Raw genomic sequence first — 16,400 nt, forward strand, 5'->3', positions numbered from 1 at the left:
GCAGGCAGGGTGTTTGAAACATGCCGTTACAAACTGCCCCCCCGACTGACATACCCCGTTAACACGCCCGGCCTAGACTGACCAGGCAGTCAGACAAACCAAGGAGCATTCATGAACATTGCAAAGACATTTCTGGGCGCCGCCGTACTTTCCATGAGCCTGCTGGGCATTGCCCAGGCACAGGGGCATGGCGGAGCGCACGGCGGCATGGGTATCATGGGCGGCATCTTCAGCCCCGAGGCGCAGGCGAAACTGCAACTGACTTCCGGACAGGCCCAGCAACTGGAGGGCATTCGCGCGCGCATGAAGGAGCTGCGCCAGGGCATGCGTCAGGAAGGCCAGCAGTTCCGTCAGGCCATGCAGGCCGAGATGGCCAAACCCGCGCCGGACCTTGCGCATCTGGCGCAGTTGCGTGAACAGATGTTCAACAAGCGTCATCAGGGCATGCAGGCCATCCAGAACGACGCGCTCGCCCTCTATGCCGGCATGAGCCCGCAGCAGAAGGGTGTGGTCAAGCAGCTCATGCAGGAACGTATGGCGCGCTGGGATGACAAGCGCAAGGCGCACAAGCATCAGGCACCGGTGCCGCCCGCCAATTGATGGTCAGTTGAGTTAGAATGGCATAAGTACAATGCGCCGGCCAGTTCATGCCGGCGCAACAACATTGAGTACCGGATGAATCCCCATTCAATAATCTCGTGCCGCAAACATTTGCTGGCTGGAATGCTGCTGACGGTCGCCAGCGGTTTCAGCCCGGCCGCGCAGGCGCTTGATCTGCATCTGCCGGATGGCTTGGAAGATCCCTGGCATACCGATGCGCTGACCGCGCCGTCACCGGGCAAGCCCTGGCAGCCCGATCAGCCCTTGCCAACAGTACCCGCATCGCCGGCACCTGCAGCCCTACCGGCGCAGCCGCTCACCCTGGCGCAGCTCACGGATCTGGCACTGCAGAACAACCCCGCCACTCGTGCCGCCTGGCTGCAGGCACGCAGTGCGGCGGCCGGGGTCGGGCTCGCGCGCGCGGCCTATCTGCCGCAGATCAACGGCCAGTTCAACTACACCCAGAGCAAGGCGGCCTCGACCGCCGGCAATCCGGTGCCATTGCTGACCCGCTATGGCCCGGCGGTGAGCCTTTCCTATCTTTTATGGGATTTCGGCGCGCGTGCCGGCAGGCGCGAGGCGGCACAATACACCCTGCTGGCCAGCAATCTCGCCTATAACCGCAACATTCAGGACCTGATCCTGCAGGTGGAGCAAAATTATTACCTGCTGCTTGGTTTCCAGGCCCTGGAGACCGCCAACCGCCAACTGCTGGAAGAAGCGGAACAAAATCTCGAGGCCGCGCAGTTGCGCCGCCGCTCAGGGGTGGCCACGGTGGGCGATGTGTATCAGGCCGAGAGTGCCAGAGCGCAAAGCCGGATCAACTTGCAAGCGGTCCAGAACCAGTTGCTGGATGCCCGCGGACAGCTCGCCCGCGCCGTTGGCCTGCCGGTGAACACGGCGCTGGCGATTGCCTCCTGGCCGGATCAGGACCCGCCAGGCCTGGCGGCCAGCGAATTGGAGCGTCTGCTCGATCAGGCCCGGGCCCGGCGTCCGGATCTGGTGGCGGCCGAGGCCCGCGTGCGCGCTGCCCAGGCCGAGACCCGCATCGCCCGCGCCCAGGGCCGGCCGACCATCAGCCTGAACGCCAATGCCGCACGCAGCACCATCGAGGAACGCGGCTCCTTTCCCACTTACAGTTATGGCCTGAGCCTGCAGATTCCGATCTTTACCGGCTTCAACACCCGCTACGCCGTGCGTCAGTCCCAGGCCAATGCCGCGCAGGCGGCGGCGCAGCGCGATGACCTGGTGCAGCAGGCGGCACTGGAGATCTGGCAGAGCTACAACCAGCAGCAGACCGCGCGCGACACGATCGCCGCCAGCCAGGAACTGCTGCGCAGCGCACGCCTGGCCGCCGAGGTCGCCCGTGCCCGCTATCGCGCCGGCGTCGGCAGCATCCTGGAGGTGCTGAGCACCCAGGGTGCGCAGGCCAATGCCGAGGCGCAGTTCATCCAGAACCGGCTCAACTGGTACACGGCGCTTGCCGCGCTCGCCCATGCCGCCGGTACCATTCAAGCCCCGGAAACTCCCCATCCATGAAAAAAATATTGATCACGCTGCTTGTTCTGTCCCTGCTCGGCGCGCTGGGATTTGGCATCTGGTGGGCAACCAAGCCCGATGCCCCGGCTCGGGAGGGACCGCAATCCCGCCGCGGTGGCGGCGCCATGAGCGGGCCGATGCCGGTACAGGTGACCCAGGCCGTGACCCGCCCCATGCCGGTCACGCTGGACGCCATCGGCAGCGTGGAGGCCGGTCATCGGGTCGAGATCCGGCCGCAGGTGAGCGGCACGCTGGCGTCGGTGAACTTCACCGAGGGCCAGACCGTGCGTGAAGGCCAGTTGCTGTTTCGCATCGATCCCGCGCTGTTCGAGGCGGCCGTGGCCCAGGCACGTGCCGCACTGCAGCGCGATCAGGCGCAGTTGCGCGAGGCCCAGGCCCAGGCCCGGCGCCTGCAACCACTGGCCAGCCGCGAATACATCACCCGCCAGGAGTACGAGCAGGCCCAGGCCAATGCCAGCGCCCTGGCCGCCACGGTGGCGGCCGATCGTGCCCAGTTGCGCCAGGCCGAAATCCAGCTTGGTTACAGCCGCATCCATGCGCCGATCAGTGGCGTGGCCGGTAATCTCGCGGTGCGCGCGGGCAACCTGGTCGGTGCCAATGACACCACGCCGCTGGTGGTCATCAATCAGATCACGCCGGTACGCGTGGCCTTCAACCTGCCCCAGGAACAGCTTGACAGCGTGCGTGCGGCGCAGGCCCAGGGCAGCGTGCGCGTGCAGGCACTGAGCCAGGATACGGGCAAGCTGCTGGAAGAGGGTCCGCTGGTCTTCATCGACAATACCGTCAACGCCGCGAACGGCACGGTGCTGATGAAGGCGGAGATGCCCAACCAGAATCAAACCCTCTGGCCGGGCCAGTTCGTGGCGGTGCGGATGATCCTGCGCGTGCAGCCCGAGGCCCTGGTGATCCCGACCGTGGCCCTGCGCACTGGCCAGGATGGCAGCTATGTCTTTGTCGCCGCCCAGGGCAAGACCCAGATGCGACCGGTGACCCTGGACCGCCAGATTGGTGAGCTGGTCGTCATCGCCAAGGGCCTGCGTCCCGGCGAGCAGGTGATCACCCAGATCCCGCGCAACCTCGCGCCTGGACAATCAATCCGCGTCCAGGGCGCCGGCGGCGGGGATGGCGCCAGACCCAATGCAACCCAGCGGCCAGAGGCGCGGCCATGAGCATCTCCAGCCTCTTCATTCATCGTCCGGTCAGCACCACGGTCCTGACCCTGGCACTGCTGATCTTCGGCTGGTTCAGCTTCAGCGGCCTGCCGGTCAACGACCTGCCCAACGTGGACTTCCCCACCATCACGGTCAACGCCAGCCTGCCGGGCGCCAGCCCCGATACCATGGCCACCGCCGTGGCGACGCCGCTGGAGCGCCAGTTCAGCACCATCGCCGGTATCGACTCGATGAACTCGGTGAGCAGCAGCGGCTCGACCCGCATCACCATCCAGTTCAGCCTCGAACGCGATATCGACGCCGCCGCCCAGGACGTGCAGACCGCCATCGCCCAGGCGGCCCGGCGCTTGCCCGACGAGATGACCGACCTGCCGACCCTGCGCAAGGTCAACCCGGCCGACGCGCCCATCCTCTACATCGGCCTGACTTCGCCCTATCTGCCGATGCAGGAGCTCGACCAGTACGCCGACACGCGCATCGCCCAGCGCATCTCCACCCTGCCCGGCGTGGCGCAGGTGCTGGTCTTCGGTGCCCAGAAGTATGCCGTGCGCGTCTATCTCAACCCGCGCGCGCTGGCCAACCACCAGCTCGGACTCGATCAGGTCGTCACCGCCATTGGCCAGGGCAATACCCACCAGCCCTCGGGCACCCTGCGCGGCGAAAGCCGCACCTATAACATCGAGGTCGATGGCCAGCTCGAAGACGCCAAGGCCTTCAACGACATGATCGTGGCCTACACCGGCAGCGCCCCGGTGCGCCTCGATGAGCTGGGGCATACCTTCGACAGCGTCGAGAACGACAAGGCCCGCACCTGGCTCAATGGCGATCGCGCCATCGTGCTGGCCATCCAGCGCCAGCCGGGGGCGAACACGGTCGAGGTCGTCGATCACATCCGCGAGATCCTGCCCGAGATCGAGCAGCAGTTGCCGGGCGGCGCGCGGCTCACCATCCTCAATGACCGCTCCGAGTTCATCCAGGCCTCCATTCACGAGGTTGAATTCACCCTGATCCTCGCGGTGTTTCTCGTCGCCCTGGTGCTGTTTGCCTTCCTGCGCAATCTCTCGGCCGGGATCATTGCCATGCTGGCCCTGCCCGCCTCGATCTTCGGCACCTTCATCGTCATGGACCTGCTCGGCTACAGTCTCAACAATCTCAGCCTGATGGCCCTGACCCTGGCGGTAGGCTTCGTGGTGGACGACGCCATCGTGGTGCTGGAAAACATCGTGCGCCACATGGAGATGGGCCGGACCCGCTGGGAAGCGGCGCTGGAAGGCGCGCGCGAGATCGGTTTCACCGTGATCTCGATGACGATCTCGCTGGCTGCCGTGTTCATCCCGATCGTCTTCATGGGCGGCATTCTCGGTCGCCTGTTTCACGAGTTCGCGGTCACCATCGGTGTGGCCGTGCTGGTGTCGGGCGCGGTGTCCCTGACCCTCACCCCCATGCTCGCCTCGCGCTTTCTCAGCCTGCGCGAGAGCCAGAACCCCCTGACCCGCTTTCTGGAACGCGGCTTCGAGCGCAGTGCCGAGGGCTATCGCCGCAGCCTCGTCTGGGCCATGAACCACCGCGGCCTGATGCTCACCGTGGCCGGCGGCGTGCTGCTCTTGAGCGCGGCGCTGTTCGGCGTGGTGCAAAAGGGCTTCATCCCGACCCAGGATACCGGGCTCATTCAGGGCGGCACCCGCTACGCCGAGGGCATTGCCTTTGAAGACATGGTCGCCAAACAGCAGCAGATCGCGGGCATCGTGCAGAAAAACCCGAACGTGCAGGCGGTGATGTCGAGTGCCGGCCAAGGTGGCGGCGGCGTCACCGGCGGCAATATCGGCCGACTCATCATCCGCCTCAAACCCGCCGATCAGCGCGAACTGAGCGCCGACGAGGTCATCCAGCAACTGCGGCGCGAGACCCGCAAGGTGCAGGGTGTGCAGGTATTTCTGCAGAACCCGCCGGCCATCAACATCGGTGGCATGCAGTCCAACAGCAACTACCAGTACGTGCTGCAGGGCGCGGAACTGCCCACCCTGCAACAGGCGGCAAGCGCGCTGGAGGAGCGCCTGCGCAGCATCCCCGGCGTGCAGGACGTCAATACCGACCTGGAACTGCGCAATCCGCAGATCAACGTCGAGATCCTGCGCGACCGCGCCGCCGCGTTCGGCATCACCCCGGCGCAGATCGAAAGCACGCTCAACAGCGCCTTTGGTGAACGGCGGGTCAGTTCCATCTACGGCCCCACCGATGAGTATTCGGTGCTGGTCAGCGTCGATCCACGCTATCAGCAGGACCTGAGCGCCCTGGAAGGCATCTATCTCAAGGGAACGAACGATGCCATGGTGCCGCTGGGCAGCGTGGTCAAGCTCAACCTCGGCGCCGGGCCTCTGTCCATCGCGCACTTCGGCCAGCTGCCCTCGGTGACGCTCTCCTTCAATCTCGCCCCTGGCGTGGCACTTGGCGATGTCACCCAGCGCATCCAGAGCCTGGCCGCCCAGACCCTGCCGGCCAATGTCTCCGGCCAGTTCACCGGCAGTGCCCAGAGCTTCCAGCAGTCCATGCAGGATCTGCCCGTGCTGCTGCTCATCACCGTGCTGGTGATCTATCTGGTGCTCGCCATCCTCTACGAGCACTTCGGCCACCCGCTGACCATCCTCACCGCCCTGCCCTTGGCCGCCTTCGGCGCACTGCTGATGCTGCTTTTATTCCATCAGGAGCTCAACATCTTCAGCTTCGTCGGCATCATCCTGCTGGTGGGCCTGGTCAAGAAAAACGGCATCATCATGGTGGACTTCGCCCTGGAGTTGCAGCGCGAACGCAAGCTGCCGCCGGCCGAAGCCATCGTCGAGGCCAGCGTGATCCGCTTCCGGCCCATCATGATGACCACCTTCGCCGCCATCCTCGCCACCCTGCCCATCGCGCTCGGCTTTGGGGCCGGGGCCGAGGCGCGCCGGCCGCTGGGCATCGCCGTGGTGGGCGGGCTGATCTTCTCGCAGTTGCTGACGCTCTACATCACCCCGGCCTTTTACGTGAGCCTGGAAAACGGCCTGCGCTGGGTGAGGCGGCGCCAGGGGCGGGCGGAGGCGGCGCCGGCGGAATCCTGAGGGAACGGGCGTGATTGCTGCAAAAGCTAGCAATCAGCCCTGAGTCAGATCAGGTCTCATTCATCAACGCGGCTTTTTCCTCGGGCAAGCGTTTGCCGATTTTCTCAGCCTGCTTACGGCTGGAGTGATCCGGCTTCGTCTGGTGTTCAAGGCCCAGCCTAGTGATCGGTATCATGCCCCAAGAGGAGATCCGTGCGCGGACAGGCGCCACATGAAGCGCATTTGGGCGTATTGCCGAAACCAGCCGCTTCCCTGAACCCTTAAAATCCTGCTCCGTCGTGCCACGCAGGCCAATCCAGCCCCCTCCGCCTTCCGTCTCAGTCCGGCGAACTTCGTTCGCCATCCACGGTTAAACCCTGTAGGGCTGGCGCTCGGCTTGGCCCGCTTCTACAGGAGGTCATCATGAAAGCTGTGGTTTTCCACGGTACCGGCGACATCCGGCTCGACAACGTCCCCGAACCGACTTTACAGGACCCCAACGATGCCATCATACGGCTCACGGCAAGCGCGATCTGTGGCACGGACCTGCACTTCATCCGGGGCACCTTCAGCGGCATCGAACCCGGCACGATCCTCGGCCATGAGGGCGTGGGCGTGATCGAGGAAATGGCCAAGGGCGTGCGCAATCTGCGGCGCGGCGACCGGGTGGTCATACCCTCCACGATTGGCTGCGGCTACTGTTCCTACTGCCGGGACGGTTATTACGCCCAGTGTGATCACGCCAATCCACAGGGCAAGCTGGCCGGCACGGCCTTTTTCGGTGGGCCCAGGGACAGTGGGCCCTTCCAGGGTCTGCAGGCGGAATTCGCGCGCGTGCCCTATGCCAATGTCGGGCCGGTGCGGATTCCGGACAATGTCAGTGACGAGCAGGCCATCATGCTCTCGGACATCTTTCCCACCGGCTACTTCGGCGCGGAAATGGCGGAGATCGAGCCGGGCGACACGGTGGCGGTGTTCGGCTGTGGTCCGGTCGGGCAATTTGTCATTGCCAGCGCGAAGCTGATGGGGGCCGGTCGGATCTTTGCCATCGACGTCATTCCCTCGCGGCTGGACATGGCGCGCATGCAGGGGGCGGAAGTGATCAACTACGATGAGGAGGATCCTGTGGAAGTGCTGCGCGAGCTGACCGGCGGCATCGGCCCGGATCGGGTGATAGATGCCGTTGGCGTGGACGCCAATCATCCGCACCGGGGTCCAGCAGCGCAAAAGGCGGCGAAGATGGAGCAGCAGTTCGCGACCGAGCGCGAGGCCATCATTGAGCAAAGCCGGCCCGATGGCGACAACTGGCATCCGGGTGATGCGCCCTCGCAGGCGCTGGACTGGGCGGTGGAATCCGTCGCCAAGGCTGGCACACTGTCGGTCATCGGCGTCTATCCGCCGGCGCACCGCTTTTTCGAGCTGGGCAAGGCCATGAACAAGAATCTCACCATCAAGATGGGCAACTGCAACCACCGTAAATATCTGCCGCATCTGATGGAGCTGGTGGCTACCGGCGTGATCGATCCCGGGAAGATCCTGACCGAGCAGGAACCCTTGAGCAATGCCATCGATGCCTATCGGGCCTTCGATACCCGTCAGCCAGGCTGGATCAAGGTGGAGCTGCAGCCCGTGCATTGAAATGCCCCCCAGGAACTGGCGTGCCTTGCTGGGCCAGCCCAAACCTTGATCTGATAGAGCCCCCTTGCCAACCGGCCTATCATTGGCATGAGGGTCATATGCCCCAGCACACATCAAGGCCGCAGTTCACCGTCAGGGGGTTTCACCTTGCCCGACGAAACACCGATGCCAGCATCGCTGGACGAGGCGATAAACGCCGTCCTGCTCGCCGAGCGGAAGGCGCAGGAGGAGCTTGAGCGGTGCCGGCAGGAAGCCCGGCAGCGCCTGGAGACCGCGCGGGCGCGGGCGCAGCAAATCACTCACAAGGCGGATGCCAGAATCGACAGGATCCGCGCCTGCTGCGCGCAATCGAGCGCATTACAGGTGGAGATGCTGCTGCATGACAACGCGGATGCCGGTGCGCCGCAGATCCCGGACGCCGAGCTGGAAGGCATCACGGTGGCGGTGGAACGCCTGGCCGCAACCCTGAGCAGCGACACCGCGCCAGCCGAGTCGGGCTAACACAATGGACCGGATCTCGGCCTTTGCCTACACCCAGGCCCGCTTGCAGGCGCGCCAGGGAATGCGGCCGGATACCGACACCTGGCGTCGCCTGAGTGCCACCCACGATCTCGCCGCCCTCCTGCGGGAGGCCCGGGAGACGACACTGCGCCCCTGGGTCCTGGCGCTTGAAGCTGGATTCACCGTGCACCAGTTGGAAGCGGCCCTGCGCCAGGCATTCCGGCGCCATGTCGCCATGACGGCTTCCTGGCAGCCGCGGGACTGGCGGCCAGCCGTATGCTGGGTGCAGCATTTGCCCCTGCTGCCGGCCTTGCAGCATCTCCTCTCCGGGAACAACGCTTATCCCTGGATGGCGGACGACCCGGCCCTGAAACCCTACGCGCAAACGGAGCCGGGCGCTCGCCTGATGCAGCTCCAGCAATCCGGTCTGGCACCCCTGGCCAATGCCTGGCGGGCGGATATCCCCTTGCTGGCCGGCTGGCGCCAGCACTGGCGAAGGCTCTGGCCACCCGCGCCCAAGGCGCTTGGCGCGCGGCTCGATGCGCTGGCGGATGCGATCGAGAATCACCTGGCCGCCATGGCGGACAAGGCGGACGCCGACGGCTGGCATTTGCGGGAGACAATGGAAGCGCAACTTTCCCTGGCATTTCACCATCATATTCAGCAGCCGATGGCGGTTTTCCTGCACCTTGCCCTCGTTGCCCTGGATCTCGAGCGGCTACGTGCCGCGCTGGTGGAACGCGCGCTCTTCCCCGCCACGGAATAAGGAGCCCGCATGAGCTTGCGGCCAGTGCCCGCCAGATGGTTCGAGCTGCTCACCACACGGGAGCAGGTGGCCCATGCCCTGGAAGTCCTGGCTGCAACGGGCGCCATTGAACTCGAATTCTTCGAGGAGGCGCCAAGGCCTTCGGCAATGGCCGCCGTACAAGATCAACTCGACGAATACCATCGGCTTGCCCAGCGTTATCAGGCCTATTGGCCGCAGGCCGGGGGCTGGGCCGTCAGCAGGCGCGGCCAGCCGGCCGAACTGCTGGCGCGCGCTCTGGAGCAACTGCGCGCCTGGTGCAATGAGGCAGCCCCGCGCATTCGGGAGCTGGAAGCGCTGCAAGGCGAGCGAGATACCTTGCAACTTCTGCGGGAGATGCTGCGGGGGCTCGCGCAATCACCGCTGGACCTGAGGCTGCTGGCGCATTCAGCGCTTGGGGTCCGGTGCTGGGCATTTCCGCTGGATGCCCCTATCCCAGCGATACCCGCCACCCTGATCAGCAGGCAGGTGCAGGGGACCTCTCATCAGTTCCTGCTGGTCATCGGGCCGAACCAGGCCCTGGCGGAACTGGAACAGGCACTGAGCGCACAGCAAGCCCGGAATATTTCCCTGCCTGCCTGGATTGCCGGGGATGCCAGCACTGCCCTCGCCGCCGTGGAACAGCGCATGCAGATCCTGGCCGCCCGGATCGCCGACCTGAAAAGCGAGCTGGAAGCGCTGGACAGCAAGCACCAGCTCGCCCAGGCATTGGGCATCATCGCGCGCGTCGAGTGGTTTCACACCACCATCGGGAGCCTGGCGCAAAGCGAAAACTTTTCCTGGGTCAGCGGATGGACGAATGATCTCAGTGGCACCCGGCTCGAAGCCGCTCTGCAGTCGGCAAGGATTCCGGCCCTGTTGCGCTTTCCGCCACCGCCTGAAGGGAAACGGCCACCCATGATTTTCGCGAATCCCTGGTGGGCCAGACCCTTTGAATTGCTGACCAGGCTGCTCGGCACGCCAGGACAGAATGAGGCCGACCCGACCCCGATCCTGTCGCTGCTGGCGCCACTCCTCTTTGGCTACATGTTTGGGGACCTGGGGCAAGGCTTTGTGCTGCTGCTGGCAGGCTTTCTGCTCAAATCCCGCTGGCCCGCCCTGCGCCTGCTGATTCCGGCGGGCATCTTTTCGATGATTTTCGGCCTGCTCTTCGGGAGCGTCTTCAGCCTTGAAAATCTGATCAATCCCCTCTGGCTGCATCCGCTCGAAGCGCCGCTGACCGTGCTGCTGGTACCGCTCATCGGCGGCATCGGCATTCTCGTGCTGGGCATGATTCTCGACGCCTATCAGGGGCTATGGCGTGGCGACTGGGAGCAGTGGCTATGGCAGGGCGCACCCATGCTGCTGCTGTACCTGGGCATCCTCGCCAGTTTCCTTGAGCCCTTGGCCGCAGCCCCGGCTTTCATCGGCCTGCTCTGGTATCTCATCGGGGCACTGCAGTCTGGCGGGCGCCTCAAAGGCTTGGCGCTCGCGCTGGGCAGGCTCGTGGAAAACACCATGCAACTAGTCATCAACACGCTCTCCTTCGCCCGCGTGGGGGCCTTCGCCCTGGCGCACGCGGGGCTTTCCCTGGCCATCGTGTTGCTGGCGGAGGCAAGCGCTCATCCGCTGGCCCGCTTGCTGGTGCTGATTCTGGGCAACGTCCTGGTCATTGTCCTGGAGGGTGCGGTGGTGTCGGTGCAGACCACCCGCCTGATTCTTTTCGAGTTCTTTATTCGCTTCTGGCGTGGGCAGGGGCGCGCATTTCGCCCCATCCTGCCGCCTGACCTAAGGGAAAGAGGCGCGAGATATGACATCCACTAGAGCCCTGACCATTGTCATCGTGCTGGCCTTCGCCCTTGCCGCAGTCGCAACTATCCTGCTCTTCTCCATGCCCAGCGCCCATGCCCAGGGCCCGGTTCCGGCAAGCCCGGGAAGTAGCGCAACGCACTGGGGCTATCTGGCCGCCGCCCTGGCCACCGGGCTTTCGACCCTGGGTGCGGGCTATGCGGTCGGCGCGGTCGGCAGTGCGGCGGTCGGCGCCATGGCTGAAAAGCCGGAGCTTCTGGGGCGCCTGCTCATCCTCATCGGCCTGGCGGAGGGCATCGCGATCTATGGCCTGATCATCTCCATCCTGATCCTGAATCGCATTTAAACCGAAGGAGGGAGCATGCCCGCGCCAATCTTCATCGGGGATGAAGTCACCGCCGCCGGCTACCGGCTGGCCGGCCTGCGCATTCTGCTGCCCGAGCCCTCAGGCGTCGCGCAAGCCCTGCATCAGGCCTGCACGGAGACCGAACTGGTGCTGATCACCGCCGAATACGCCAGCATGCTGCCGGCCTCTCAGCTCAAGGCCGCGCTCTCCGCCCGCGCGCCCCTGGTACTGGTCATCCCCGATGCACGCCACCGCGTGAAGATGCCTGATCTTGTGGTGGGCATGCGGGCGCAACTCGGCATCGGGCTATGAACCAGTCCTCAGATCCGAACGCCCAGGAGCAGGCGCTGATCCGCATCCTTGAAGCGAAGCGGGATCAGCGTTGTGAGGCCACCCGCAAACAGGCGGACGAGCAATGCGCGGCCTTGCTCGAACAGGCTTACCGGGACGCCCGCAAGCGCCTGGGTCTGGCGATCCGGGAGGAACGCGCCCGCGCAAAGCGTCAGATCGAAATGGCCCAGGCCCAGGTGAGGACCGGTCAGCGTCAGCGCGAGCTGCGCTTGAGCCGCTTGCGGCTGGAGCGTGGCTGGGAACTGCTCCCCAAGGCGCTGGAGCGGCGATGGCAGCAGGATGCGAGCCGTGCGGCCTGGGTGGAAGCGCTGCTGCGCGAGGCGCTGGCCGTGCTCCCGGCGGGCGAATGGACCATCCATCACGCACCCGCATGGTCCGCCCAGGAGATCAAGGCAGTCGGGGAACTCGTCGTCCAGCGCATCGGCAAGACCCCGCGATTTCAGGCGGATCAAGGCATAGCGGCAGGCATCCGCATTCGCCTGGATGGTACCTGCGTGGACGGCAGCATCCCGGGCCTCCTGGCGAATCGGGCCTGGGTGGAGGCGAGACTGCTCGGGGAGATCAATCGGGCGCTGGATGCACACTGAGGCAAGCGATGGCGAGCCAGAACGGCAGTGAAAGGCAAAACGCCACGGCCCTGATCGAGTGGATCAGCGGGCCCGTGTTGCGGGCCCGAAGCGAGGACCCGTTTCAGATCAATGAGGCGGTCCTGGTGGGAGACAGGCGTCTGCTCGGGGAGGTGATTCGTATCCAGGGTGCGGAGATCGTGGTCCAGATCTATGAAAGCACGAGTGGCCTGCGTCCCGGCGTGCTGGTTCAGGGGACCGGGCTGCCCCTGTCCATCCGGCTTGGGCCGGGCCTGCTTGGCGGGATTTTCGACGGCCTGCTGCGGCCCTTGTTCGGGGCGCAGTCGCACTATGTTCAAGCGGGCATGTACACCCAGCCAGGCAAAACCTTCCACTTCAAGCCGTTGGTCCAAAATGGTCAACAGCTTGATCCGGGGAGCCGGGTCGGGGAGCTGCGCGCTGCGGAGGGCAAGCCGCAATACTGCCTGCTGCCCCCTGATCTGCAGGGCCGGGTGCTGCAAATATTGCCCGAAGGCGATTACAGCGATACGCAGGCCATCGGCACCCTTGAGGCAACGGACGGGGGGCAGCATGACATTGCCATGAGCCATCTCTGGCCGGTGCGCCTGCCCCGCCCCATCACCGAACGGCTGCCGGCTGACAGTCCGCTGATCACCGGCCAGCGGGTGCTGGACAGCCTGTTTCCCATTGCCCGGGGCGGCCGGGCTGTATTACCGGGCGGTTTCGGCACGGGCAAGACCGTGCTCCAGGAGACGCTCGCCAAGTGGGCCGCGGCCGACATCATCGTGTATGTGGGCTGCGGTGAGCGGGGCAATGAGATGACAGGCATCCTGCATGAGTTCGCGGCACTTCAGGATCCGAAGACCAATCGCCCCTTGCTCGAAAGGACGGTCATCATCGCCAATACCTCCAATATGCCCGTCGCCGCCCGTGAGGCCAGTATCTACACCGGTGTGACCGTGGCCGAGTACTACCGCGATCAGGGCTTGCACGTTGCCCTGATGGCGGACTCGACGACGCGCTGGGCGGAAGCCCTGCGCGAGATCTCCGGTCGTCTGGGCGAACTGCCCGGCGAAGGGGGCTACCCGCCCTATCTCAGCAGCCGGCTCGCGGAATTCTACGAGCGTGCCGCGCACGTCCGCTGCCTGGATGGCAGCCTAGGATCGCTCACCATCATCGGCGCCGTCAGTCCACCCGGCGCCGATCTGTCCGAGCCCGTATCCATGCATACCAAACGTTATGTACGCTCCTTCTGGGCCCTCGACCGCGGCCGGGCCCATGCCCGCTTCTACCCGGCCATCGATCCGCTGCAATCCTACTCCGAAGACATCCCCGTACTTGAATCGTGGTGGCGTGATAACGGCAATCCGCAGTGGGCATCCGACCGGCGCCGTTTCCTGACTCTGCTGGAACAGCAGGCGCACCTTGAGCGCATGGCGCGCATCATCGGCAAGGATGTCCTCCCACCGCGCCAGCAGGTCACCCTGCTCGCCGCCAGCCTGATCAATGAGGGATTTCTCAGACAGTCGGCCTACTCACCGGTGGATCGCTTTGCCTCGCCGGCGCGTCAAGGCACCATGATGCGAATCATCGTCCGGCTCGCTGAGCTGGCCGAGCAGGCAGTCGATGCCGGTGCCAGCGCCGATGAAATCGGCGGCCTGCCGGTTTTCCGCAAGCTCGAGCGCATGGCGGAGGAGATTCCGGAGGGCAGCGAAGACCAGTTCCGGCAGCTTTCCGCGGAGATGGAATCGGCATTCGCCACACTCCTGGAGAAAGGCGATCATGCGCGCTGATCTCACTGTGGCAGGAGCGGCCACCCGGATCGAGGGGCCACTACTCTTCCTGCGCCGGACCCTCGATGTGGGCCTCAACGAGGCGGTTGAAGTCATTGGCGTGGATGGCCGCCCCCGGCTGGGGCGCATCTCCGCGCTGGACACCCAGTTCATGACCATTGAAGTGCTGGAGCCCACCGCCGGGCTCTCCCTGCCGGATACCCGGGTGCGCTTTCTGGGCGAGCCGATCCACTTCAGCGTGGGACCGGGTATCCTCGGCCGTGTGTTCAGTGGCGTGGGGCGCCCGATCGATGGCGGGCCACCCATCCCCGCCGAACAGGACCTGCCGGTGGAGGGACGGCCCATCAACCCGGCCTTGCGCGGCATGCCCAGGGATTTCATTCAAACCGGCATCACCGCTGTGGACCTGATGAACAGCCTCATCCGCGGGCAGAAACTGCCGATCTTTTCCGCCGGCGGGCTGCCGCACGACCGGATCGCCATCGAAATCGCGGGCAATGCGCGGCTATTGGGCGCGGAGGCGGAAGCCTTTGCCATCGTGTTTGCCGGCATCGGCATCTCCCACGATACGGCGGAACACTTCCGCCGCGCCATGGAGACGAGTGGCGCCCTGGAAAGCACCGCGCTTTTTCTGAATCTCGCCAGTGATTCCAGCACGCAGCGCCTGCTGACCCCCCGCTTTGCCCTGACAGCGGCGGAATACCTGGCATTTCACGAGGGGCGACATGTCCTGGTGATCATGACCGACATGACCAACTACTGCGAGGCCTTGCGAGAGGTCTCCGCCAGCCACGGCGAGATCCCGAGCCGCAAAGGCTATCCCGGATACATGTACTCCGATCTGGCGAGCATTTATGAGCGTGCGGGGCGCATCGAAGATCTGCCGGGCACCCTGACCCAGCTCCCCATCCTGAGCATGCCCAGCGACGACATCACCCACCCCATACCGGATCTGACCGGCTACATTACCGAGGGCCAGCTCGTGCTGGACCGGGATCTGAACCGTCGCGGCCTCCATCCGCCAATCAATGTCCTGGCCAGCCTGTCGCGCCTGATGAAAGACGGCATCGGCGAAGGCTACACGGACGAGGATCATCCGGCCCTGGCCACGCAACTGTATGCCGCCTATGCCCGGGCCGTGCAGGTGCGCACCCTGTCCAGCATCGTGGGGCCGGAAGGGCTCTCGGATCTGGATCGCATCTATCTCGATTTCGGCAAGCGTTTCGAGGAGGAACTGATCCACCAGGATGAAGCGCGCTCGCTCCAGGAAAGCATGGATATCGGCTGGGACATCCTGCGCAGTCTGCCTGCCAGCGAACTGAGCCGGTTGAGCGAGGCCCAGATCGACCGGCATATCAAGGCACAGCATCATGCCTGATGGCGCTTATAACGAGCCCCCCAGCCCCACCGCCCTCCTGCGCCTGCGGGAGGAGCGCCGGCTGGTTCGCGAGGCTTACGGTTTCCTCGACGAAAAACGGCTGCTCCTTGCCGCTGAGGTCCTCCGGCAGACGCAAGCCTATGAAAGCGAGATGCAGGCATTCCACGAGCTGCACCGGAGGGCTGCGACCGCACTTCGGGAAGCGCTGCTGCGCCATGGGCTGGATGGGCTTGAAGTCTACCCGGCGCCCGCCAGTGGGGATGCCGGGCTGAACATCAAATCCAGGAACTTCCTGGGTGTTCACCTGCTGACGGCCGAGCTGCAACCGGGATCTGCCACGGACGCGCCGTCGCCGATCAATCCCTCGCCGGAGGCCGAACGCTGCACGCCCCTCTTCCAGGAACTCGTCTCCCGCGCCACCGCTCTCGCCGCCCGCTCCGGCAACCTGCATCGTCTGCTGAATGAGTACCACCGCACCGAGCGGCGGGCGCGCGCCCTCGCGGACGTCATCCTGCCCGAACTGGAGGCCGGTCTGAACTACATGGCCGCGCAGCTTGAAGAAGCGGATCAGGAGGATATCGTGCGTGTGCGGCTGGGAGCCAGATCGAGGACCGAGTGATCGCCAGCTTCTTTGTGGCAGTGGGGTTTTACCCGGGTTTCACAGACACATTGATTAAGGGGACCTCTATCAATGCGATACCATTCAGGCAGGCAAAGAAAATTCCTTCTCATATACGAGGGGATTTACGCAAAGCTCAAATATGCAATTAATTCTTGCGAATTACGTTTCGCAAGATTATACTCCCTCCC

Annotated in this window: 15 protein-coding genes; 14 read left to right on the top strand and 1 reads right to left on the bottom strand. The window is 64.9% G+C overall.

Annotated features, from left to right (window positions below):
- The first annotated feature begins 111 nt into the window (after positions 1–111).
- The 4 genes from WOB96_RS04905 (at position 112) to WOB96_RS04920 (ending at position 6,424) form a co-directional block, all read left to right on the top strand.
- Complete coding sequence (locus WOB96_RS04905) at positions 112–600, top strand: Spy/CpxP family protein refolding chaperone (RefSeq protein WP_341370164.1); 489 nt, start codon at positions 112–114, stop codon at positions 598–600.
- 123 nt (positions 601–723) lie between these two features.
- Positions 724–2,139, top strand: a complete 1,416-nt coding sequence (locus WOB96_RS04910) for a TolC family protein (protein ID WP_341370165.1) — start codon at positions 724–726, stop codon at positions 2,137–2,139.
- Positions 2,136–3,329, top strand: coding sequence for an efflux RND transporter periplasmic adaptor subunit (locus WOB96_RS04915; RefSeq protein ID WP_341370166.1), 1,194 nt, complete (start codon positions 2,136–2,138; stop codon positions 3,327–3,329). Before WOB96_RS04910 ends, WOB96_RS04915 begins: the two co-directional genes overlap by 4 nt.
- Positions 3,326–6,424: an efflux RND transporter permease subunit gene (locus WOB96_RS04920; protein ID WP_341370167.1), complete on the top strand. Its 3,099-nt coding sequence runs from the start codon at positions 3,326–3,328 to the stop codon at positions 6,422–6,424. The genes WOB96_RS04915 and WOB96_RS04920 overlap by 4 nt, the downstream gene beginning before the upstream one ends.
- Before the next feature lie 49 nt (positions 6,425–6,473).
- Here WOB96_RS04920 and WOB96_RS04925 read toward each other — a convergent pair whose 3' ends face one another.
- Positions 6,474–6,767, bottom strand: a complete 294-nt coding sequence (locus WOB96_RS04925) for a hypothetical protein (RefSeq protein ID WP_341370168.1) — start codon at positions 6,765–6,767, stop codon at positions 6,474–6,476.
- Positions 6,768–6,826: 59 nt separating this feature from the next.
- On the opposite strand from WOB96_RS04925, the gene WOB96_RS04930 reads away from it, so the two are divergent.
- From WOB96_RS04930 to WOB96_RS04975, 10 genes are all read left to right on the top strand, one after another.
- Positions 6,827–8,041 (top strand): zinc-dependent alcohol dehydrogenase, encoded by a 1,215-nt coding sequence (locus WOB96_RS04930; RefSeq protein WP_341370169.1) that lies wholly within the window; start codon positions 6,827–6,829, stop codon positions 8,039–8,041.
- 165 nt (positions 8,042–8,206) lie between these two features.
- Positions 8,207–8,542, top strand: coding sequence for a hypothetical protein (locus tag WOB96_RS04935; protein WP_341370170.1), 336 nt, complete (start codon positions 8,207–8,209; stop codon positions 8,540–8,542).
- A gap of 4 nt (positions 8,543–8,546) precedes the next feature.
- On the top strand, positions 8,547–9,308 hold the full coding sequence (locus WOB96_RS04940; RefSeq protein WP_341370171.1) for a hypothetical protein: 762 nt from the start codon (positions 8,547–8,549) through the stop codon (positions 9,306–9,308).
- A gap of 9 nt (positions 9,309–9,317) precedes the next feature.
- Positions 9,318–11,150, top strand: a complete 1,833-nt coding sequence (locus tag WOB96_RS04945; protein WP_341370172.1) for a V-type ATP synthase subunit I — start codon at positions 9,318–9,320, stop codon at positions 11,148–11,150.
- Positions 11,137–11,481 (top strand): ATP synthase subunit C, encoded by a 345-nt coding sequence (locus WOB96_RS04950; protein ID WP_341370173.1) that lies wholly within the window; start codon positions 11,137–11,139, stop codon positions 11,479–11,481. The genes WOB96_RS04945 and WOB96_RS04950 overlap by 14 nt, the downstream gene beginning before the upstream one ends.
- Positions 11,482–11,496: 15 nt before the next feature.
- Positions 11,497–11,793, top strand: a complete 297-nt coding sequence (locus tag WOB96_RS04955) for a V-type ATP synthase subunit F (RefSeq protein WP_341370174.1) — start codon at positions 11,497–11,499, stop codon at positions 11,791–11,793.
- A complete protein-coding gene (locus WOB96_RS04960) occupies positions 11,790–12,419 on the top strand; it encodes a hypothetical protein (protein WP_341370175.1) in 630 nt (209 codons plus the stop codon). The genes WOB96_RS04955 and WOB96_RS04960 overlap by 4 nt, the downstream gene beginning before the upstream one ends.
- Before the next feature lie 8 nt (positions 12,420–12,427).
- The gene (locus tag WOB96_RS04965) at positions 12,428–14,212 is read left to right on the top strand and encodes a V-type ATP synthase subunit A (protein WP_341370176.1); all 1,785 of its coding nucleotides are present in this window, start codon (positions 12,428–12,430) and stop codon (positions 14,210–14,212) included.
- A complete protein-coding gene (locus tag WOB96_RS04970; protein WP_341370177.1) occupies positions 14,202–15,590 on the top strand; it encodes a V-type ATP synthase subunit B in 1,389 nt (462 codons plus the stop codon). The genes WOB96_RS04965 and WOB96_RS04970 overlap by 11 nt, the downstream gene beginning before the upstream one ends.
- Positions 15,583–16,209, top strand: coding sequence for a V-type ATP synthase subunit D (locus WOB96_RS04975; protein WP_341370178.1), 627 nt, complete (start codon positions 15,583–15,585; stop codon positions 16,207–16,209). Before WOB96_RS04970 ends, WOB96_RS04975 begins: the two co-directional genes overlap by 8 nt.
- Positions 16,210–16,400 lie beyond the last annotated feature (191 nt).

The sequence above is a fragment of the Thermithiobacillus plumbiphilus genome (assembly GCF_038070005.1).
Lineage (GTDB): Bacteria > Pseudomonadota > Gammaproteobacteria > Acidithiobacillales > Thermithiobacillaceae > JBBPCO01.